Raw genomic sequence first — 21,456 nt, 5'->3', positions numbered from 1 at the left:
AAAATTATTTCAATTCTGCCAATGCTTCTTTTAAAGCTATAATAAAGGTGTCAATCGCTTCCTTCTTGATTGTCAAAGGAGGAAGAATTCTTAATAAGTTTTTATTATTAGCATTTCCTGTGAAAATATGTTTGTCAATAATCATTTTTTTACGAAGTGTACTTACGTCAAAATCAAATTCTACACCCAGCATTAATCCTCTTCCTTTTACTTTAATAACTTCAGGAACTTGTTTGATTGCTTCTAAAAAATAGGCGTAAACGTCATTTACGTTATCCATTAATTTTTCGCTTTCAATCACATCCAAAACAGCAATTCCGGCAGCACAAGCCAAATGGTTTCCACCAAAAGTAGTTCCCAATAATCCGTAACTCGCTGTAAATATTGGAGAAATCAAGATTCCGCCAATAGGAAATCCGTTACCCATTCCTTTCGCCAGACAAATAATATCTGCTTTGATGTTATGGTGTTGGTGTGCAAAAAACTTTCCGCTTCTTCCGTATCCGGATTGCACTTCGTCCAAAATCAATACAACATCATAAGCGGCACATAGTTTTTCTAATGCCTGAAAAAATTCAGTTGTTCCTTGGTCTAAGCCCCCAACTCCTTGAATTCCTTCAATTATAACAGAAGAAACATCTCCTTTTTTTAGTTCGTTTTCTACCAACTCGATATTATTTAATGGCAAAAAAGTAACAATTTGCTGCGCATTAATTGGCGCAACAATTTTTTTGTTATCTGTAACCGCAACTGCCGCCGAGGTTCTTCCGTGAAAGGAATTATCAAAAGCAATGACACGCGATTTATTGTTGTGAAATGAAGCCAGTTTCAAAGCATTTTCATTTGCTTCAGCTCCAGAACTGCACAAGAATAAAGTATAGTCTTCCAATCCGGATAATTTTCCTAATTTTTCTGCTAATTCTACTTGTAATGGATTCTGAATCGCATTCGAATAAAAACCAATGTTATCCAATTGATTTTTTAATTTGGCAACATAATCCGGTTGTGTGTGTCCAATGGAAATTACTCCATGACCACCATATAAATCTAAATATTCCACTCCTTTTTCATCTGTAATAGTACAATCTAGTGCTTTTACAGGAGTGATGTTGTATAATGGGTAAACGTCAAATAAGTTCATTTTCTTTTTTTGTTTAAATGGTTTAAGGTTTAAAGTTTCAAGTTACGAGTGCAACCTTAAACTTTAAACTTGAAACAAATTTTTAAAATCCGGATGGTTTCAAATGCAATCCTGTGGTTTCATCCAATCCAAACATTAAATTCATGTTTTGAATGGCTTGTCCTGAGGCTCCTTTTGTTAAATTATCAATTACTGAAGTAATCAATAACCGGTTTCCTTTTTTCATTAAACTAATAATACACTTGTTCGTTTGAATCACTTGTTTCATGTTGATTCCGGTAGTCGTGACCGTTACGAAAGGTTGGTCTTTGTAAAAAGCCTCATATTTCGCGACAATATCTTCCAGACTTTCTTCGATTGTTGTGTATAATGTGGCGAAAATTCCTCTGGCAAAATCACCTCTGTTGGGTAAAAAAATCAATTCATTTGTATAATCCGCTTGCAATTGGTTTACACTTTGGTTTATTTCGCCCAAATGTTGGTGTTCGAAAGCTTTGTAATGCGACATGTTGTTTGATCTCCAACTGAAATGTGTCGTTTCCGAAGGTGTAACTCCAGCTCCTGTGCTTCCGGTTGTGGCATTGATATGAACGTCAGTTGTAAGTATTCTGGCTTTCGCCAAAGGCAATAAAGCTAGTTGGATCGCTGTCGCAAAACAACCTGGATTTGCTATGAATTGAGCGTTTTTAATTGCTGCTTTATTCAATTCGGGCAAACCGTAAACGAAAATTTTGCTGTCAAAATCGTTGTCTTTTGTCAATCTGAAATCATTTCCTAAATCGATGATTTTGGTATGACCTGCAAATTGATTTTGCTCTAAAAACGATTTTGATTTTCCATGACCTAAGCACAAGAAAACAACATTCACATTTGGATTTACAGTGTTGGTAAAATTCATTTCGATATCGCCCATCAAATCATGATGTGCAACATGAAGTGGTTTTCCGGCGTTTGTAGTGCTGTAAACAAAATCAAGCGTTGCATGGGGATGAAACATCAATATTCTGATCAGTTCCCCAGCGGTATAACCGGAGCCGCCAATTATTCCAACATTAATCATGTGTCAATTTATTTACAGATGAGAATATGTTTTGGGCATTTCCCAAAATCTTGATAAATCCTTTGGCATCGTCAGATGTCCAAGCGTTGTTCATTTCTCCATATTGTCCAAAACTGGTGTTCATTAAATCATTTTCAGATTCAATTCCGTCCAATGTAAAGTGATATGGTTTTAAAGAAACGATAACGGTTCCATTTACAGTTGTTTGAGTGTCTTCTAGAAAAGCCTCGATGTTTCTCATTACAGGATCCAAGAATTGTCCTTCATGAAACAACATTCCGTACCAGTTTCCTAGTTGTTCTTTCCAGTATTGCTGCCATTTACCCAGCGTATGTTTCTCTAATAAATGGTGTGCTTTGATGATGATTATAGGCGCAGCAGCTTCAAAACCAACTCTTCCTTTAATTCCGATTATAGTATCACCTACGTGCGTGTCTCTGCCTATAGCATATGCGCTGGCTAACTTTTCTAATGCTACGATATTTTTTGTTGGTGCATCTATTGTGCCGTTGATGCCAACTAATTGTCCTTTTTCAAATTGCAGTGTGACTTTCTCTTCTCCTGTCTTTTGCAATTGAGAAGGGTAGGCTTCACTTGGCAATGATTGGTTTGAGGTCAATGTTTCTTTACCACCCACACTAGTTCCCCACAATCCTTTATTAATGGAATATTGTGCTTTTTCCCATGAATAATGAACTCCGTGTTTAGCTAGATAGTCCACTTCTTCTTGTCTTGATAATTTTAAATCACGAATAGGAGTGATGATTTCAATTTCGGGAGCAATGGTTTGAAAAATTAAATCAAAACGGATTTGGTCATTTCCTGCACCCGTGCTTCCGTGAGCAATTGCATCAGCACCAACAGATTTTGCATATTTAATCGCTTCGATAGCTTGAAAAGCACGCTCTGCACTTACGGATAACGGATAGGTATTGTTTTTTAATACATTTCCGTAAATCAAATATTTAATGGCTTTGTCATAATATTTATCTACAATGGTAAGATTTGCATGTTGAGCACTTCCTAATTCGTAGGCTCTTTCTTCGATAGCGGCTAGTTCAGCTTCATCAAATCCGCCTGTATTTATAAGAACAGTATGAACTTGGTATCCTTTTTCATTCTTCAAATATTTCAGGCAATAAGAGGTATCTAATCCTCCACTATAAGCTAATACTACTTTTTTCATGATTATTGGTTTTTCCTCCCCCCAGCCCCCTCCGAAGGAGGGGGAGCCATTACGCAATGGGAGTGTTTTAATTTATATTTTTTTGTTTTTTATTTTTTTCTCCTTGGCTCCCTCCCCTTTGGGGAGGGCCGGGGAGGGGATTACTTTTCTAAGAAAATAGCTTGTTTAATTTTTTTCAAACGATTCCAAATCCGCACATTAAACGGATGTTTGGGAGGGTCTTTCTGTTTTTCTTTGGGATCATATAACATGCCGGTACACAAACACATTTTGTTTTCTTTGCTTTTTAGGATTTCATAATTGGTGCAGGTTTGACAACCTTTCCAAAAACTTGGATCATTCGTCAATTCTGAAAAAGGGACGGGCTTATAGCCTAAATCAGAATTGATTTTCATTACCGCTAAACCAGTTGTGATTCCAAATACTTTAGCTTCTGGATATTTCTCTAAGGAATAATCAAAAACAAAGGATTTTATTTTTTTGGCTAAACCTAAATTTCGGTAATCTGGATGCACAATCAGTCCTGAATGGGCCACAAATTTGCCGTGTTGCCAACTTTCGATATAACAAAAACCGGCAAATTTTCCATTATCTAAGGCGATAACAGCATCTTTGGTTTCCATCTTTTTTTTGATGTATTCTGGAGTTCTTTTAGCAATTCCAGTACCTCTTAAAAGAGCGGATAATTCTATAGTTTCGCATATTTCCTGCGAATATTTATAATGTTCTTCCTGAGTTGTTGTGATAGAAATATTCATTTCAAGAGCTGAATTTTGAGTTAAACAAAGAGTAATAGGTTTGTTTTTGAAATAAATTTTCAGCAAAAGTTAGTACAATAGACCTACAATCTATTGCAGAACAACGAATTGAATAACAATACGATGGTGAAAAAATAATAGTATTTTTTGGATGGATAGCTCCAATAATAAATAGGGATGATTTCAAAACAAGAAAAAATAAAAAATGAATAAAAATATATCAGAACACTTGAGGAAACTATACTAATAGCATCCGTACTTCGGGAGAAGTACTAGGTCTGTTTGTCCGTGAGATAGGAGTTATATTTAAATTGTTGTTATTCATTGTGCCAAAAGTACACTATTTTTTATAACTCAAGACCTATTTTTCTTTTTCTAACAAAATTTTAATGGATTGTTGATTTAATGTAGAACAAAAAACTCCTTGATCAATTGATTTATCAAGGAGTTAGTTAAAAGGATATTTATTTTTGGAGACTAATTTCTAAACTGGTTTTGACTTATAATGTCTTTAATTTTAGCTTTCAAGTCTTCTCCTGTATCATAAACCATCTGTTCGCTATTAGGAAAGGGAACTCGATTTCTGTCAAAATAAGAGTAGTAATTGTCGTCAGAAGCGCGTCGGTCTCCTTTGTAAGTTGCGTAAATATTCTCAAAAATGAACTCGCTAATGATTGGAAAAGAGTGTAACAATTGATTGCTTCTTAAATTCAAATAGTCAATCTTAGCGGTAATTTGGCACAATTTAAATTGTCTGTATTCATAAATTCTGGCCGTTACGGTTTTAAGATTATCCACCATAACTACTTTTCCTTTTTCGTCAACGACTTCTTTTCCATTCGCGTCAATCAGTTTTTTGACACCATCTTTCATGATGCGTTCTTTCACAAATTCCCTTTCTTTAATTTGCTCTGGGGAAATATAAATTTGTCTAAAATTGATTACCATTCCATAATCATAGCTGATTCCTTTTTGTTTGTTGCTGTGGTAAACAGTCCATTTGTCATTTAATCCTAAGGTGCTAAAATCCAATAAGTCATTTTTAAGTCGAACCGGAATAATCATGTTGGTTTCATTTTTGGTATAGACCGAAACATAATCAGAACCTTTAAATTGTGCTTCCTGCAGTAGTTGTATTACGTTTTTGAAATTTGGATTTATTTGGTTCAAATACTCCAGGTCATTATACGCCTTTCTGAAATTCATCTTGTCCGTAGTTGCCATTAATTTTTTAGCATTGGCATATAAATACCCTGATAATGCATTTTTGCTATCTATAATTTGATCGTTGTAATTGTCAAACGGAAAAATAGCGTTTCTGCCTTCTCTAAATAGCTTTAGCGGAAGCAACGGTTTGATGGTTTCCTGCCGTTGATTCAATTGTAAATACGTAGTATACATTTTCTCCAATTGCGCAGGATTGGCATCTTTAGCAAGTAAATTTATGGAATTCAAATCCCGTTCTTTTGCTTTGGCGAAAGCCTCTTCTAGCAAATAGACATAGTCTTGTTTGCCTTTTTTATCTTTATTAGTACGCAAATTAGAAACTGCATTTTCGATGGCCTGATCATAATTTCCAGAACTTAATAAGTTTTGGACTTGCTTGACACCGCATGCTGAAACAAAGATAAACAAGAATAATAACAGCGTAATTTTTTTCATGAGCAATCCTTTTAGCAAGTTTGTACCAATTTGTATCTATCAAAAGTGGTTCAAAAATAAGAAAATTATTAGAGGTTCATAATTTTAATAGTCAAAATATAATGAGAAGGATTCTAATTTTAATGGAGCTAATTCCAGCTATTCGTTGCAAGTTTATTGGCATCAGGCTGTTTTTGTAAGCCCTAAAAGGAGCTTCCTTTGGTCGCTCTTTTAGAACAACAAAAAACTAGCCTTCGGCTGCATAAATCTTTTCACTGCTATCTGGGCTCTGGGGTTATGTATTATGTACTACATTTGGATTGTTGCAAGCGAATTATCGAGAAATACAAAATAAATACTGCATGTTTGAAAACCCTTTATTTTTAATTCCATTTATGACGGGACTGATTTTTACAGTAGTGGGTTTTATTATGCTGAAATTGCCACCAAAGAAAATAAATTTTCTGTATGGTTACCGATCGGCAAACGCAATGAAAAGTCAAGAAAGATGGGATTTTGCTCAAAATTATTCCTCAAAAGAAATGATTAAGTTGGGTTTACTATTGATTGCTTGCTGCATTTTTAGTTTCGTAACAAACTTTAATCCTACTACAAATAGGAATAGTGGTTTTAGTCTTTTGACTGTAATGGTAATTGCGCTTTTGTTGCGAGTGGAAAGAGCGATCAAGAACAAATTTGGCACCCAATAATGACCAGATTCAATTGATTTTAGCAGGTTGTTTTGGCGTATCGTTTAAAATATAAAACTCCAAAAGTGTAAGCTTTTGGAGTTTTATTTATAGTTTATTAGCATTTCATTTTCTAACGAATGGAGGCAGTAGTTTGCTGGAAACTTCTCCAAAACCAATTCTTACGTGTCCGTTTTGACAAAAACCTTTCATAATAACAGTGTCATTGTCATTGATAAACTTACGTTCTGTCCCATCATTTAATTTTATTGGGTTTTTTCCGCCCCATGTAAGTTCTAGCATGGAGCCAAAACTATCTGCAGTAGGTCCTGAAATAGTGCCTGAACCCATCATATCACCTGAATTTACACGACAACCATTAGAAGTATGATGTGCTAATTGCTGGCTCATTGTCCAGTACATGTATTTAAAATTTGAACGTGAAATCACTGTCGGTTCTGCTTTTTCAGGTTGAATGGCTACTTCTAAATTAATATCAAAAGAATGCTTTCCTTTTTGTTGCAAATAGGGCAGTGGAGTTGGTTCTTGTTTTGGTCCTTTAGTTCTAAAAGGTTCCAAGGCATCCATTGTCACAATCCAGGGAGAAATTGAACTTGCAAAACTCTTAGCTAAGAACGGTCCTAGTGGCACATATTCCCATTTTTGAATATCGCGCGCACTCCAGTCATTCAGTAACACCATTCCAAAAATATAATCTTCCGCTTCTGTAACGGCTATATTTTCGCCCATTATATTGACATCAGTAGTTATAAAAGCGGTTTCCAATTCGAAATCCACTAAACGAGAAGAGCCAAAAACTGGTGTAGTTTCGCCATTTGGTAAGGTTTGTCCCATGGGGCGGTGAACCGGAATACCAGATGGAACTATAGTAGAACTTCTACCGTGGTATCCCACAGGAATGTGAAGCCAGTTAGGTAGCAATGCATTTTCTGGATCACGAAACATTTTCCCTACATTAGTTGCGTGTTCTTTACTGGAGTAAAAGTCAGTGTAATCGCCTATCAATACAGGCAACTGCATTTCAACATCCTCTAAATTGAAAATGATAATGTCTTTGTCTTTTGTATTACCTTGTAATTTAGGATTGGTTACATCAAAAATTTCTGCAATTCGGTTTCGAACCAAACGCCATGTTTTTTGACCATCAGAAATAAAGTCATTCAAAGTGTCTTGCATGAACATATCATCGGTCAGTTCAATACCTTCAAAATAATGTAATTGTTGCAAAGCGCCTAAATCAATGGCGAAATCTCCTATTCTAGTTCCTACGGTTACGACGTTTTCTTTTGTAAGAAAAACACCAAACGGAATGTTTTGAATGGGAAAATCACTGTTCGGATCTACTTCAAGCCATGATTTTCTATTGGTATCGTTAGCTGTTATCGGCATATTTTGTTAATTAATTTGTTAAAAAATTACTCGTCAAATATATTATAATCTAACTATTAACCAAACGTTTTTTTGTATTTTTGCATCAAATTAACGAAAATCAAAAAAATGCAACGCGACGAACAAATTTTTGACCTTATCCTGGAAGAACAAGAAAGACAAATTCACGGATTAGAACTTATTGCCTCAGAAAACTTCGTAAGTGACGAAGTAATGGAAGCGGCAGGTTCAGTTTTAACGAACAAATATGCTGAAGGATATCCTGGCAAAAGATACTACGGCGGTTGCGAAGTAGTTGACGTTGTGGAGCAAATTGCAATTGACAGAGCCAAAGAATTATTTGGAGCTGCTTATGCTAATGTGCAGCCTCACTCTGGTTCTCAAGCTAACACAGCGGTTTACCACGCGTGTATTAAACCGGGAGACAAAATTTTAGGTTTTGATTTGTCTCATGGCGGACACTTAACTCACGGTTCTCCAGTGAACTTTTCAGGCCGTTTGTACACTCCTACTTTTTACGGAGTAGACAAGGAAACGGGAAGATTAAATTATGATAAAATTCAAGAAATAGCAACAAAAGAACAACCAAAATTGATTATTGCAGGTGCTTCGGCATACTCTCGTGATATGGATTTTGAGCGCTTCAGAGTAATTGCTGATAGTGTAGGTGCCATTTTATTGGCTGATATTTCACATCCAGCGGGACTAATTGCCAAAGGTTTGATGAATGATCCATTGCCTCATTGCCACATTGTAACTACTACAACACACAAAACATTACGTGGACCTCGTGGAGGTTTAATCTTGATGGGTAAAGATTTTGAAAATCCATTTGGTTTAACAACTCCAAAAGGAGAAATCAGAATGATGTCTTCTTTATTGGATTTAGCTGTTTTCCCTGGAAATCAAGGAGGTCCTTTGATGCACATTATTGCTGCAAAAGCGGTAGCTTTTGGTGAAGCATTGAAAGACGAATTTTTTACGTATGCTTTACAATTACAAAAAAATGCTAACGCTATGGCGGATGCTTTTGTAAAAAGAGGATACGAAATCATTTCTGGTGGAACTGATAATCACATGATGCTGATTGACTTGAGAAACAAAAATATTTCTGGAAAAGATGCTGAAAATGCATTAGTAAGAGCAGAAATTACCGTTAATAAAAATATGGTTCCCTTTGATGATAAATCTCCATTTGTGACTTCAGGAATTCGTGTAGGAACAGCAGCGATTACCACTCGAGGTCTAGTTGAAGAGGATATGGAAACTATTGTTGCTCTTATCGACAGAGTATTATTGGACCACACTAACGAAGAGGTTATCGAAGCAGTAGCCAATGAAGTAAACGAAATGATGAGCGAAAGAGCTATTTTCGTATATTAATTTTTTTAGTTTCAAGTTTAAGGTTTAAGGTTTAAAGTTTTGGAATCAACAGTTATTAAATACTAATGGGTATTTAAATAATGTAATGGTTTCTAAATTTTAATTTTAAACCTTTTTCTTTAAACCTTAAACTTTTTCAAACTTTAAACAAATTTTGTAATGTCTGTATTAAGATTAAAATTACCTACGGATCCTAGATGGGTTAATATTGTAGAAAAAAATATCGAAGAGATCTTAACAGATCACGCTTGGTGTGAACAGAAAGCTGCTACAAATGCCATAACGATTATAACAAACAATTCAGAGCATCAAGATTTAGTAAAAGATTTATTGGCTTTAGCCAAAGAAGAAATTGATCATTTTGAGCAAGTACACAACATAATCATCAAACGTGGATTGAAATTAGGACGCGAGCGCAAAGACGATTATGTGAATGAATTGTATTTGTACATGAAAAAAAGTGGTACAGGAAGTAGAGTTTCGGCCTTAGTGGAACGGTTATTGTTTTCAGCGATGATAGAAGCTAGAAGTTGTGAACGCTTTAAAGTGCTTTCAGAAAATATTCAAGATGAGGAATTAGCTGTATTTTATAGAGATTTAATGGAAAGTGAAGCAGGACATTATACCACTTTTATTACTTATGCTCGGAAATATGGAGTAGGAATTGATGTAGAAAAACGCTGGAGAGAGTGGCTGGAATTTGAGGAATCGGTTATTGAAAATTATGGTAAAAATGAAACGATTCATGGGTAAGTAAGATAAGTTTAATTTTTATTAGTCAATTTATAATACTCCTAATCTTAAATTGTGCTTCACTTGCTGGCTTAATTGTGACTTTCTTTTACTAATATATATTAATAGGTATAGATTCGTGATTTTTGGTCTACTTTTATAAAATTTAATTAATGTTCAATAACTTATTCACTTAATGAGGCTCAATTATAATTATGATGGAAATATTGCTTGCAAAAGAATATTAGAAGATCACTTAGATAAATTAAAGATAGAATACCATATTTTAGGCTTAAGTCAAATTGAGATTAATGATGATGTATCGTTAGAGACTTTCGAAAAACTACAGCTGGAACTCGATCAATATGCCATTCATATTATAAATAATCCAAAAGCACAATTGATACAAACCATTAAAGATATCATTGTCGAAATTATTTATGAAAAAGATAAATTTCCAAGTACGACGATTTCGCAGTATTTATCTGAAAAGCTAGATTTACGATACGGATACATCACCACTGTTTTTTCGGACTATACTTACACATCAGTCGAGAATTTCATTATAATTCAAAAGATTGAAAGAGCCAAAAAATTAATTTTAGCTGAGAAATTAAGTTTAACAGAGATTTCTTATGAATTGAATTATAGTAGCGTCGCCTATTTATCAACACAATTCAAAAAAGTAACTGGATTAACGCCTTCCATGTTTAAAAGAATAGTGGATAAAAAAAGACTTTTATCAAAGAAAAAGATTAAATAGAATATTCCAAACCCATAATTTTATGATTAATAAAATAGATAGAATTCATATTTTGATTGCAGATGATGACGATGAGGATATTCAACTTTTTAATGAAGCTTTAGACGAACTAAAAATGGACTCTAAACTGACTTCGTTTAAAGATGGTAAAGTTTTAATGGATTATCTAGAAAATCTTGAAAATAAGTTACCTAATATTTTATTCTTGGATTTGAACATGCCTTGTAAAACAGGACATGAATGTCTTAGAGAAATAAGATCTAATTCGCGGTTTATAGATGTTTCGATTGCTATCTATTCTACTTCTTCATCAGATAAAGATATTGAAGACAGTTTTGTACAAGGTGCTAATATTTATATTAAAAAACCTAACGATTTTTCGAAACTCAAAAAGGTAATCAAAGACGTGGTAAATATGGATTGGCAGTATCAGTCTTCAGGTTTAAGCAAAGAAACCTTTTTTTATAGTTTGTAAATACCAACAAATCAAAATTTTAGATTATTTTAAAATTGGCAATGATTCAAAATGGGCTAGACTATGCAGAAACTTCATAAAATATTTTTATAGATAGTAAATTTTATCAAATTCCACTTAATTCTTATAACTGTTTTTGGTTCATATTATTTATAAAACTAATTGGAGTAGTTCTCTATTTTTAGAAGAGAATTAGCGTCAAAAACGAGCACTTTTTTAAAATAAGTGTAAAAACTGAAACGCAAGGATTATATAATAAGCAGCAACGTCATCTTTGTGGCGTGTAAATTCAACGATTGAAATGTGATTTTTAAATGGTTAAATTTAAAATTGAACTAGCAACTTGTAGTCGAATTGTCGACCATCACTTATGTTTTTAAAAACCAAAGGAAAACCAAATGCAGTTGCAAAATTTTATACTTTTACAATAAAAGCAAAGCTGCTTTAAACTTAATTAATTCGTTACTTCTATTACAATGTTATCACTATCTGAAGCTACTTTTACTGATTTTAAAACGATTCAAGACATCGCAACTAAAACTTGGCCTGTCACCTATGGTAGTATTTTATCAAAGGAACAGATTCATTATATGCTTGATTTATTCTATTCTGAAAAAACTTTGCTCGAAAATTTAAATCAAAAAGGACATCATTTTCTCTTGGTGAAAGAAGCTGGAATTTGTCTTGGATTTGCATCTTATGAGCACCGTTATTTAAATCAAGAAGTAACAAGGCTCCATAAAATTTACTTGCTTCCAGAAGCTCAAGGAAAAGGAGCAGGGAAGTTCTTGCTTGATGCAACCGAAAATCTAGCAAGACAAAATCATTCGGTTGCTATTTCGTTAAACGTCAATAAATTCAATACAGCACTCTCTTTTTATAAAAAAATGGGATTTGAGATTGTAGGCGAGGAAGATATTGAGTTAGGGTATGGCGGCTATAAAATGGAAGACTATAAAATGGGAAAAGTGCTGTAGATTAACGTTTTCTTACTCCTACGCATTTATTTTTTGGATGTAATTAAGTACCTAAAAAATCCACTTAAAAATAGATAATTTCGTATATTTATAGCAATCATAGGTCATAATCTATCAAGTTAAATTAGAAACGAAATGAGTTTTAAATTACGACTACTATTTTACGTACTAGCTTTCAGTTTTGTTTCTTGTTCCAATGAAGATACAGGAAAAATTAAGCCAACTATTGGAGAAGTGACTGAAAGTGTTTATGCATCCGGCGTTATTAAAGCGGATGGTCAGTATATCGTTTATTCTACTGTAAACGGAACATTATTAAAAGTAAATGTTGTTGCCGGTCAATCTATTAGCAAAGGACAACGACTATTTGAGTTGGAAAATGATAAAGCGGAATTGAACACTGAAAATGCACGACTGGCTTACCAATTAAGCTTGGAAACCAGCCGCTACATTCAGGACAAAATTGCTGAAATGGAAATGAAAGTTCAGTCTGCTAAAGACAAATTAACCTTAGACGAATCCATTTACCGCCGAAATAAAAATGTCATAAACCAAGGTGGGATTTCAGAAGTTGATTTTGAAAGAATCGAATTAGCGTTTAAAAGTTCGAAAATCAATTATGAATCGACTAAAAAACAATTGACGCAACTTAGAGCTCAATTGAAAAATGATCAAAGTAAAAATGCGATTAACTTACAACTCAATCAAAAATCTCAAAATGATTTCAGTATAAAGAGTGCGTTCTCTGGACAGTTATTTGATGTTTTGGTAAAAGAAGGGTCTTTAGTTACACCTCAAATTGCCTTAGCAATAATAGGTCAAGCCAATTCTTTTTTGTTGGAGTTAGAAGTTGACGAAAATGATATGGTTCGCATACAAACAGGTCAGAAAGTTCTTGTAACGATGGACAGTTACAAAGGAAAAGTTTTTGATGCAATTATTGGTAAAATTTATCCCATCATGGATGAGCGTTCCCGTACTTTTAAAATCGAAGCCCATTTCATGAAACCACCTTTAAAACTCTATCCAAATCTTACAGCAGAAGCTAATATTATTATTCAAACCAAGAAAAATACCATTACCATTCCAAAACTGTTCTTAATTGAAGGTAAATATGTTTTAGTAAATAAAGATGAAAAAAGAGTAGTAAAAACAGGCTTGAGCGATTATCAGAAAGTAGAAATAGTATCGGGATTAAATGCGGATGAAATCATTTACAAACCTCAATAATGAACTTTAAACTTATTTTAAATATTGCATTTCATTTGCTTCAAGCTCGTTTAAAGCAAACCATTGTTGCAGCAGTTGGAGTAACTTTTAGCATTGCTATGTTTATCGCTTTAGTAAGTTTTATGAATGGGCTCAATGATTTATTAGATGGATTAATGCTCAACAGAACGCCACATGTGCTGTTGTACAATGAAATAAAGCCTTCTGAAAATCAACCTATTTTTTTGTCAAAAGAATTCAAGAACAATACCAATTTTATCCGTTCTATAAAGCCAAAAGATATTGGTAAGTCGATCTACAACAGCAAAACAATTATATCTGTTTTAAAAAAAGATATCCGGGTTATCGATGTTGCTCCAAAAGTGACTTCGCCTGTTTTTTTTAATTCTGGAACAATTGAAATCAGTGGTGTAATTAACGGCATTGATGTGCTTTCTGAAGAAAAATTATTTAAAATAAGTGATTATATAGTAGACGGCAATGTGACTGATTTGCTTCAGAACAATAGTATTATTATCGGAAAGGGTTTGTCTGATAAAATGTTACTTTCCAAGGGTGATATAATTAAAATTACCACCTCCAAAGGAAATCTAGCTTCGCTAAAAATCGTTGGTATTTCTGAAATTGGAATTGCGGAGATTGATAATGTAATGAGTTATACCTCATTGGCTACAGCTCAAAAAATAGTGGGAGAATCTACGAATTACATCACGGATATTCAGATAAATTTATACGATATGGCTTCTGCGCCTGCTGTCGCAAAAGAGTTTAGGAATACTTTCAATCTTGATACAATTGATTATCAAACAGCCAATTCTCAGTTTGAAACTGGAAGTACGGTGCGAAGTATTATTTCCTATGCCGTTGGTGTTGTTTTACTTATCGTTGCCGGTTTTGGAATTTATAATATTCTGAATATGATGATTTATGAAAAAATGGATAGTATTGCCATTTTAAAAGCTACAGGATTTTCTGGTAATGATGTGCAATGGATTTTTATTTCACTGTCTATAATTATTGGACTTGCTGGTGGCTTATTTGGTTTATTATTTGGCTATATTTTCTCTTCGATTATCGATATTATTCCATTTGAAACCGCTTCGCTACCTACCGTGAAAACATATCCTATTAATTACAATCCACTATATTATGGAATTGGGATTACTTTTGCTTTATTCACAACAACTATTGCTGGACTTTTTCCTGCGCTAAAAGCCAGTAAAATAGATCCAGTTGAAATTATCAGGGGAAAATAGAGATGGAAAATAATGTTATTTTAGAGACAAAAGGCTTGAGTAAATATTTTTACGATCCCGTAAAATTTCAGGTCTTAAAAGAAATTGAAATGCGCATCAATTATGGTGAATTTGTGTCGATAGTAGGCAAGTCTGGCTGTGGAAAATCGACTTTATTGTACTTGCTCTCCACAATGGATACAGCATACGAAGGTCAAATTTACATTCATAACGAACTTGTAACAGGAAAGACAGATAGAGCATTAGCCTTGATCCGAAATGAAAAAATAGGTTTTGTATTTCAGTTTCATTATTTATTGGCAGAATATAATGTTCTAAAAAATGTCATGCTTCCAGGGATGAAATTAGGTAAATATTCAGATCAAGAACTAGAAAATCGTGCAATGAAGCATTTAAAAACGCTCGATATGGAAGATCAAGCACTGAAAATGCCCATTCAGTTAAGCGGTGGTCAAAAGCAACGTGTGGCAATTGCTCGCGCATTGATTAATGATCCTTTGATAATAATGGGGGATGAGCCCACTGGGAATTTAGACAAGAAAAATAGTGACTTGGTTTTTGATATTTTTAATAGACTTACCCAGGAAGAAAAACAGACTTTATTAGTAGTTACCCATGACACTGATTTTGCTAATAGGACCACAAGAATTATTACCATGGAAGATGGAAAAATAATTTCTTAAACAGATTTATTTAACTATAATATCATGTTTGTATAACAATCCTTTCAGCCCTTCTATAGAAAAAATGGCTTTCTTTAACTTTGTTGTTTTGGGATTAATTGTATAATTATAGCTAGTTTTAAAATCAGCTTTGTTGGCAATTGCTTTTGCAAATTCGGAACGGTATAAATCGCAATTTTCAAAAAGAACTTCAGTTAAATCTGCTCCCATAAAATCCACCGCTATTAGACTACAATTGATAAAGGAGGTTCCTTTTAGTTTTAGCGTATAAAACTTGGAGAAATCCAAAGTACAATTGTTAAAGGCGATTTCAAAAATTAATTTATCGCACATCGAAAAATTAACGTCTTTGATTGTACAACGATTGAAAGTGACGGTTCTAAAAGCTACGTAATTAATTTTTGCATCGCTAAAAACACAGTCAGTAAAGGTGCAATCAATAAAAGTTACTGCTACGAAAACACAGTTGGAAAAATTACAATTGGTAAAGGTACAGCACTCAAATTCCTTAAAATTGACTTCTTCTTCGCTATAAGTAATCTTACTGTATTCAATATCTAGAAAATATGCTGGCATTTAGGAGTTTTAAATTCGAGTTTTTACGGAGAGAATTTGCAACAAAGTAACAAAATTCTAAATCGTCAATCTGGATAAATCTGCAGTATTATTTTAGGATATTAAACTCTCACGTAGTCTCCCTTCCAATGTTGAATCGCTTTTTTGATTTCTTTTCCGGAAAGGTTTTCATTGACTGCTCTTTGGATAAGTGCTATAAGCTCCTTGTCAGGAGCAAAACGTAAAGCAAATAAATGATCATCATTTAGTTGATGTTCAAAATCCTCTAATCTTTTGCCGGTTATAGAAAAATAACGGTACCTCATTTCCAAACGTACAATTCGATTTTGTAGCGTCAGTGCGTAATGTTGCCGTAGCATAAAGGCAAGGCAAAAAAGTACTACAAAAATAATGCTGATAAAAGCCCAGAGGAGTTGATCCTGAGTCGTAAAGGTAAAGTAGATGCTGGAAGCCAATAAAGTCATAATTATTGGATAATAGATAAAATGATGTGGTGGATAATACTTAATATGATTTTTATAGGATTGAGTTTCCATTTTATTTTTTTTTTAAAGGTACTCAAAACTAGCTATTTTTATAAACTTTAATGATTATAAACTAAAATTCGTTAGGATCATTAAGGACAAGTTCATTTGTGAAGGTATAGTTTTTAAGAGAATCCAAAGGGTCATTTACAAAGTACATTTTCATCATTCCTTTGTTTTTCACTTCAAATTCCCCTCTGTATTTGCAATCAAAATCATTTTTAATAATATTATATGTAAAAGCGGATATGTTTATTTTTCCTGCTTCTGAGTTAGATTCCATTCGGGAGGCGATATTCACAGTGTCACCCCAAATGTCATAGGAGAATTTTTTTATTCCGACCACTCCCGCTACTATTGGACCTGTATTGATTCCGATGCGAATTTCAAAACGAGTTTGGTTCTCTGAATTCACATTTTTTGAATCTTCTACAAATTGGACAATTTCCAGTGCTGCAAGTACTATTTTATAAGCATGATCTTTAGTAGGGAAGGGCAGTCCTCCGGCGCACATATAGGCATCACCAACGGTTTTAATCTTTTCTAGATTGTATTTTTCCATTATTGTGTCAAATTTTGAAAAATAAAAATCAATGCTTTCTACTAATTTCTCAGGAGCTAAATTTTCAGAGTACTTTGTAAAACCTTCAAAATCAGCAAATAAAACGGTAACAGAGTCAAACTTTTTAGCTTGAACTTTTCCGCTTCGTTTTAGTTCAAGCGCAGTTTCTTCCGGGAGAATATTCAAAAGTAATTGGTTAGAACGATTTTTTTCCTCTTCAATAATACCATTCGTTTTTTTGATAAATTTATATCGTCTATAAAAACCTATGGTAATAATTAAGATTAGCATTAAAGAGATTGCCGAAGCATAAATGATGTTTTGTTGTTTTTTGTCTTTTAATTTCTGAATTTGGGAATCTTTTTCGAGTAAGTCCACTTCAATTTGCTTTTGGGAAACCTCATAATTGGTCCTTATGTCCGCCATTTGCTGAACGGATTTTAAATTAGTGATACTATCCCGATAAGCAATATGATTTTTATAGAATTTAAGGGATTCTTTTGGGTTTTCGGCTTTTTGATAGAGTTCAGAAATTTTTAGATTCGAATTGCTAATTTGTTCCTTTAATCCATATTGTTCTGCCAGTTCCAGACTACGCTTCGCACTACGAAGCGCTGCAGGCCAATTATTCTGCATGAGGTAGATGTCAGACAGGTATAACAAATAGTCTGAAATGGCATAATAGTCTTTTAACTCTTCTAGCATATTCATGGCTTGTGTAATATAAGACTTAGCAAGCTCACTTTTGCCTATTTTGGCATATACCATTCCAATATTTCCCAAAGTGTATGCCGTGCCACTTGAATAATTAATCTTCTTAAAAATAACACCTGCCTCTTCAAAATAGGTTAAAGCTAAACCAAATTTATTGTTCTTCGAATATTCATCTCCAGCGTTCAATAATGCACTAGCTAGAGATATGGAATCATTGGACTTTCGTAGCAATTGTATGGACTTATTATAATAAATTTCGGCATTATTGGAGTTTCCCATTACGGAGTACACATCTGCTATTGCCATGTATGATATTCCTTCTCCATTGATCGACTTCGCTTTAATCGCTGCATTTCCCCCATTGAAAAAATCCTTTAAAGCTTCGTTTAAATTTCCTATTAGTCTATTTTTATTACCTTTTTGATAATATCCTCGATACAGATATAAGTTGTTTTTCTCTAATTTTGATAATGTAATTAATTCATCTGCGTACTGTATTGATAACTCTAAATTATTCACTTCATTAAATGATAAATTCCGAAGTAATTCTAATTTTTCCGTATTTACAAGTTCACTTGTTTGATAAATTTTCAAAAGGCTATCAGCCACTTTTTGATTCTGAGCCCGCATAATTAAGTTCAGAAAAAGTGAAAAAACAACCAGAAATAAGATTCTGACAAAAATTGAGAGATCTTTTGCAAGTATCATGGGTTTGCCGCTAATTTTGGATCGATTTGGAAAGATTTAAAGGTATTTCCATTGTCATAAATACTAAAATGAATACTGTATTTATCTATTTTGTTTAGCAAATTGGAATCATCTTTAACCTTAGCTGTTAAATTGCCTGACCTCCCGCCAGTCCCTTTAATTGTTGATGAATCAAAAAAATTGACATCACTAAAATTTGGTTCATAAACGATAGTGTCAATCGATACTGAAAAACCAGTATCGCTTGTCAAACCTATCCATCTCACCTCTTGGTTGATATATACATTAGACTTAAAGTCCTCTAAAGTCCCATTTGCAGAACTACCGGAGTTATCATCTGATAGCGAACATTTAGCATTTATATCAGCGGGAGAAGGGTTATTCATCGTGTAAAGACTATTCGCTTGAACAGTCAATGCAATTACTACTTTTTTGCCCATAATTAATATATTTATTAGTTAATAATATTAATTTAATTAGACCAATTTAGAATGAGGCAGAGCAGTTAAGATGTTGATTTTTAGTATTTTGGTCTATTTATTATATCAAATTTAGTTTATTTTTTGCAGATCTTAATCAATTTATTTTGTTATGATTTGCAGTGGAATGGAGAGAATGTAAAAAATATGAATCGAATTCTCACAGAAAGGAGTAGGATTAAATGGAATCAAAAGCAATACTATTTATTTAGAAAAGCTAAAAAACACAAATAATTAAATAAATATAAATTACAACTCTTTATTAACCAATTAATTAAGCTTATTTTGTAACTTTAGTAAAGCGAGTGGATTATAATTAAAATAAATCCTTATGATTACAGATCACAATTCAATCAACTGGAAAAAAATTTTTTATTTTAAAAATATTATTTTAAATTTAGTAGGAGTAGCCTTGATAACCCTAGCATTAAAGGGATTTATGATACCTAATAAATTTTTGGATGGCGGTATAATTGGTATTGCAATTTTAGTTCATGAAATTATCAAATGGCCTTTTGGGATTTTAGTATTAGTATTTAATATTCCTTTTTTATTTATCGGGAAGCAAATGCTGGGTAAAACTTTTGCTATTCAAAGTTTGCTTACTTTTTTATTGATTGCTTTAAGTATGACTTTTTTTAATGTTGCTCCTGTCACGTCAGACCCACTATTGATTGCTTTATTTGGTGGTTGTCTTATTGGTGTGGGCATGGGTTTGTGTATCCGTAGTGGTTCGACAGCCGATGGTGTAGAAATAATAGCATTACTGACAACTAAAAAAATTGGTCTTAATGTATCAGAGGTTATTTTCGCCATGAATACGTTATTGTTTCTCGCAGCTGCCTATTCTTTTGGTATTTCTACGGCACTGTATTCTATCGTAACTTATTTTTCAGCTGTAAAGTCTCTAGATTATATTTCTCACGGATTAGAGCAGTACACTTCATTACACATCATCTCTTCTAAAAGTGAATTAATAAAATCGTTAATCGTACAAAAGTTAGGGAAAGGAATTACTATTATCAAGGGCGAAAGAGGCTATTTACCCGATAATTTCGACATCAAAAAAGATTGTGATATCATTGTCACTGTAGTTACCCGACTCGAGCTTTTGCGAATCAAGGAGGAAATTAGTAAACTAGATCCCCATGCATTTATGTTTATTCAATATATTAAAGAGGCTAGCGGTGGAATTTTAAGGAACGGCAATAAACACAGCTAGTACTATAGTATGTTGTATCTGCAGCACTTGATCTCAAATTCAACAAAACGGATAGAAATTGGAATTATATAAAATCTTTAAATCGAGAGCTACAATATATTTCATAATTTTATAAAAAGTATTAAATATGATACCAACGAAAGGATACGCAGTAAAAGATTCTAAAACAGATTTAGCTCCTTGAAACTTTGAAAGACGTGAAGTAGGACCGCATGATGTTCAATTTGACATTCAATTTTGCGGTATTTGCCATAGTGATCTTCACCAAATAAAAGACGATTGGGGAGGGGCTATTTACCCGATGGTTAGTGGACATGAAATTGTAGGGAAAGTGATAAAAGTAGGCAGCCATGTCAAAAAGTTTAAAATTGGAGATTGGTCCGGAACAGGTTGCTTGGTAGATTCTTGTAGAGCATGTGAAAACTATCAGGAAGGATTAGAGCAGTTTTGTTTAAATGGAAGAACAGCAACCTATAATGCTTTAGGACAAGATGGAAAAACACCTACTTATGGTGGCTATTCAAACACGATTGTGGTACATGAGGATTTTGTGTTACGCGTTTCTGAAAAATTAGATTTAGCCGCTGTAGCACCGTTGCTTTGTGCTGGAATAACAACCTATTCTCCACTAAAGCATTGGAAAGTAGGAAAGGATCATAAATTAGCTTTTTTAGGACTAGGTGGGCTAGGACACATGGCTGGTAAATTTGGTGTGGCCTTCGGTGCTGAAGTTACCGTTTTGATTACGTCCCCCGAAAAAGAAGCAGATGCAAAAAAACTTGGTGCTCACAAGTTTATTGCGACCAAGGATGCAGAACAACTAAAAAGTGCCATTGGATATTTTGATTTTATTCTTGATACCGTTTCTGCACCACATGATTTGAATCTATATTTGTCGTTATTAAGAGTAAATGGTGTGCATATATGTGTGGGCGTATCACCAACACCTTATGAAATTCATGCTTTTAGCTTAATTGGTGGTAGAAAAAGTCTAGCTGGATCTTTGATTGGCGGTTAGCCTGAAACTCAGGAAATGCTTGATTACTGCGGTGAGAATGGAATTGTTTCAGAAATTGAAATGATTGATATCAAAAATATTAATGATGCTTACGATCGCATGATAAAAGGGGATTTGCGGTATCGCTTTGTAATTGATATGGCGACTTTATAATAGACAGTACTTATCTAACTAAATCCCTATCATTTTTAAATGATAGGGATTTTTTTATGCAGTATCCTTTAAATTCTTTAATACGAGTGAAAAGGTATAGAACTACTTAAACTGAA

Annotated in this window: 20 protein-coding genes and 1 pseudogene; 11 read left to right on the top strand and 10 right to left on the bottom strand. The window is 33.5% G+C overall.

Annotated features, from left to right (window positions below):
* Positions 1–4 precede the first annotated feature (4 nt).
* The 5 genes from BLS90_RS13320 to BLS90_RS13300 form a co-directional block, all read right to left on the bottom strand.
* Positions 5–1,141: an aspartate aminotransferase family protein gene (locus tag BLS90_RS13320; RefSeq protein ID WP_091258486.1), complete on the bottom strand. Its 1,137-nt coding sequence runs from the start codon at positions 1,139–1,141 to the stop codon at positions 5–7.
* An 82-nt stretch (positions 1,142–1,223) separates the two neighbouring features.
* Positions 1,224–2,201, bottom strand: coding sequence for an N-acetyl-gamma-glutamyl-phosphate reductase (gene argC, locus BLS90_RS13315; RefSeq protein WP_091258484.1), 978 nt, complete (start codon positions 2,199–2,201; stop codon positions 1,224–1,226).
* Entirely contained in the window at positions 2,194–3,387 is a 1,194-nt protein-coding gene (locus tag BLS90_RS13310) for an argininosuccinate synthase (protein ID WP_091258482.1), read from the bottom strand. The genes argC and BLS90_RS13310 overlap by 8 nt, the downstream gene beginning before the upstream one ends.
* A gap of 140 nt (positions 3,388–3,527) precedes the next feature.
* Positions 3,528–4,145 carry a GNAT family N-acetyltransferase gene (locus BLS90_RS13305; RefSeq protein ID WP_091258481.1) on the bottom strand — a complete coding sequence of 206 codons (618 nt, stop codon included), beginning with the start codon at positions 4,143–4,145 and terminating at the stop codon, positions 3,528–3,530.
* Positions 4,146–4,622: 477 nt separating this feature from the next.
* Positions 4,623–5,807 carry a hypothetical protein gene (locus BLS90_RS13300; protein ID WP_091258525.1) on the bottom strand — a complete coding sequence of 395 codons (1,185 nt, stop codon included), beginning with the start codon at positions 5,805–5,807 and terminating at the stop codon, positions 4,623–4,625.
* A gap of 341 nt (positions 5,808–6,148) precedes the next feature.
* On the opposite strand from BLS90_RS13300, the gene BLS90_RS13295 reads away from it, so the two are divergent.
* Positions 6,149–6,496, top strand: a complete 348-nt coding sequence (locus BLS90_RS13295; RefSeq protein ID WP_091258480.1) for an SdpI family protein — start codon at positions 6,149–6,151, stop codon at positions 6,494–6,496.
* A 105-nt stretch (positions 6,497–6,601) separates the two neighbouring features.
* Here the strand turns inward: BLS90_RS13295 and fahA are convergent, their stop codons facing one another.
* Positions 6,602–7,885 (bottom strand): fumarylacetoacetase, encoded by a 1,284-nt coding sequence (gene fahA, locus BLS90_RS13290; RefSeq protein ID WP_091258478.1) that lies wholly within the window; start codon positions 7,883–7,885, stop codon positions 6,602–6,604.
* Between the two features lie 108 nt (positions 7,886–7,993).
* Between fahA and glyA the strand changes: the two genes are divergently transcribed.
* The 8 genes from glyA (at position 7,994) to BLS90_RS13250 (ending at position 15,384) form a co-directional block, all read left to right on the top strand.
* Positions 7,994–9,268, top strand: a complete 1,275-nt coding sequence (gene glyA / locus BLS90_RS13285; RefSeq protein WP_091258476.1) for a serine hydroxymethyltransferase — start codon at positions 7,994–7,996, stop codon at positions 9,266–9,268.
* 159 nt (positions 9,269–9,427) lie between these two features.
* Positions 9,428–10,021 carry a tRNA-(ms[2]io[6]A)-hydroxylase gene (gene miaE / locus BLS90_RS13280; RefSeq protein ID WP_091258474.1) on the top strand — a complete coding sequence of 198 codons (594 nt, stop codon included), beginning with the start codon at positions 9,428–9,430 and terminating at the stop codon, positions 10,019–10,021.
* Positions 10,022–10,196: 175 nt separating this feature from the next.
* A complete protein-coding gene (locus BLS90_RS13275; RefSeq protein ID WP_091258472.1) occupies positions 10,197–10,763 on the top strand; it encodes a helix-turn-helix domain-containing protein in 567 nt (188 codons plus the stop codon).
* A 22-nt stretch (positions 10,764–10,785) separates the two neighbouring features.
* Positions 10,786–11,238 carry a response regulator gene (locus BLS90_RS13270; RefSeq protein WP_175455487.1) on the top strand — a complete coding sequence of 151 codons (453 nt, stop codon included), beginning with the start codon at positions 10,786–10,788 and terminating at the stop codon, positions 11,236–11,238.
* 476 nt (positions 11,239–11,714) lie between these two features.
* Positions 11,715–12,215, top strand: coding sequence for a GNAT family N-acetyltransferase (locus BLS90_RS13265; protein ID WP_091258470.1), 501 nt, complete (start codon positions 11,715–11,717; stop codon positions 12,213–12,215).
* Positions 12,216–12,350: 135 nt separating this feature from the next.
* Positions 12,351–13,445, top strand: coding sequence for an efflux RND transporter periplasmic adaptor subunit (locus BLS90_RS13260; RefSeq protein WP_091258468.1), 1,095 nt, complete (start codon positions 12,351–12,353; stop codon positions 13,443–13,445).
* Positions 13,445–14,701: an ABC transporter permease gene (locus BLS90_RS13255; protein WP_091258466.1), complete on the top strand. Its 1,257-nt coding sequence runs from the start codon at positions 13,445–13,447 to the stop codon at positions 14,699–14,701. Before BLS90_RS13260 ends, BLS90_RS13255 begins: the two co-directional genes overlap by 1 nt.
* 2 nt (positions 14,702–14,703) lie before the next feature.
* Entirely contained in the window at positions 14,704–15,384 is a 681-nt protein-coding gene (locus BLS90_RS13250) for an ABC transporter ATP-binding protein (RefSeq protein WP_091258464.1), read from the top strand.
* A 6-nt stretch (positions 15,385–15,390) separates the two neighbouring features.
* On the opposite strand, the gene BLS90_RS13245 is transcribed toward BLS90_RS13250, so the two are convergent.
* The 4 genes from BLS90_RS13245 to BLS90_RS13230 form a co-directional block, all read right to left on the bottom strand.
* A complete protein-coding gene (locus tag BLS90_RS13245) occupies positions 15,391–15,960 on the bottom strand; it encodes a pentapeptide repeat-containing protein (protein WP_091258462.1) in 570 nt (189 codons plus the stop codon).
* A 101-nt stretch (positions 15,961–16,061) separates the two neighbouring features.
* Positions 16,062–16,496 (bottom strand): DUF6526 family protein, encoded by a 435-nt coding sequence (locus tag BLS90_RS13240; protein WP_091258460.1) that lies wholly within the window; start codon positions 16,494–16,496, stop codon positions 16,062–16,064.
* Between the two features lie 61 nt (positions 16,497–16,557).
* Positions 16,558–18,390 (bottom strand): adenylate/guanylate cyclase domain-containing protein, encoded by a 1,833-nt coding sequence (locus BLS90_RS13235; RefSeq protein WP_245705111.1) that lies wholly within the window; start codon positions 18,388–18,390, stop codon positions 16,558–16,560.
* Between the two features lie 74 nt (positions 18,391–18,464).
* On the bottom strand, positions 18,465–18,908 hold the full coding sequence (locus BLS90_RS13230; protein ID WP_091258458.1) for a hypothetical protein: 444 nt from the start codon (positions 18,906–18,908) through the stop codon (positions 18,465–18,467).
* 370 nt (positions 18,909–19,278) lie between these two features.
* Between BLS90_RS13230 and BLS90_RS13225 the strand changes: the two genes are divergently transcribed.
* Positions 19,279–20,169 (top strand): YitT family protein, encoded by an 891-nt coding sequence (locus BLS90_RS13225; RefSeq protein ID WP_091258456.1) that lies wholly within the window; start codon positions 19,279–19,281, stop codon positions 20,167–20,169.
* Positions 20,170–20,296: 127 nt separating this feature from the next.
* Positions 20,297–21,340, top strand: a pseudogene (locus BLS90_RS17370) (NAD(P)-dependent alcohol dehydrogenase).
* Positions 21,341–21,456: the final 116 nt, after the last annotated feature.

This window comes from Flavobacterium omnivorum (assembly GCF_900099915.1).
Lineage (GTDB): Bacteria > Bacteroidota > Bacteroidia > Flavobacteriales > Flavobacteriaceae > Flavobacterium > Flavobacterium omnivorum.
Note: the sequence above shows the minus strand (reverse complement) of the source record. Positions and strands in the feature narration are given on the sequence as shown.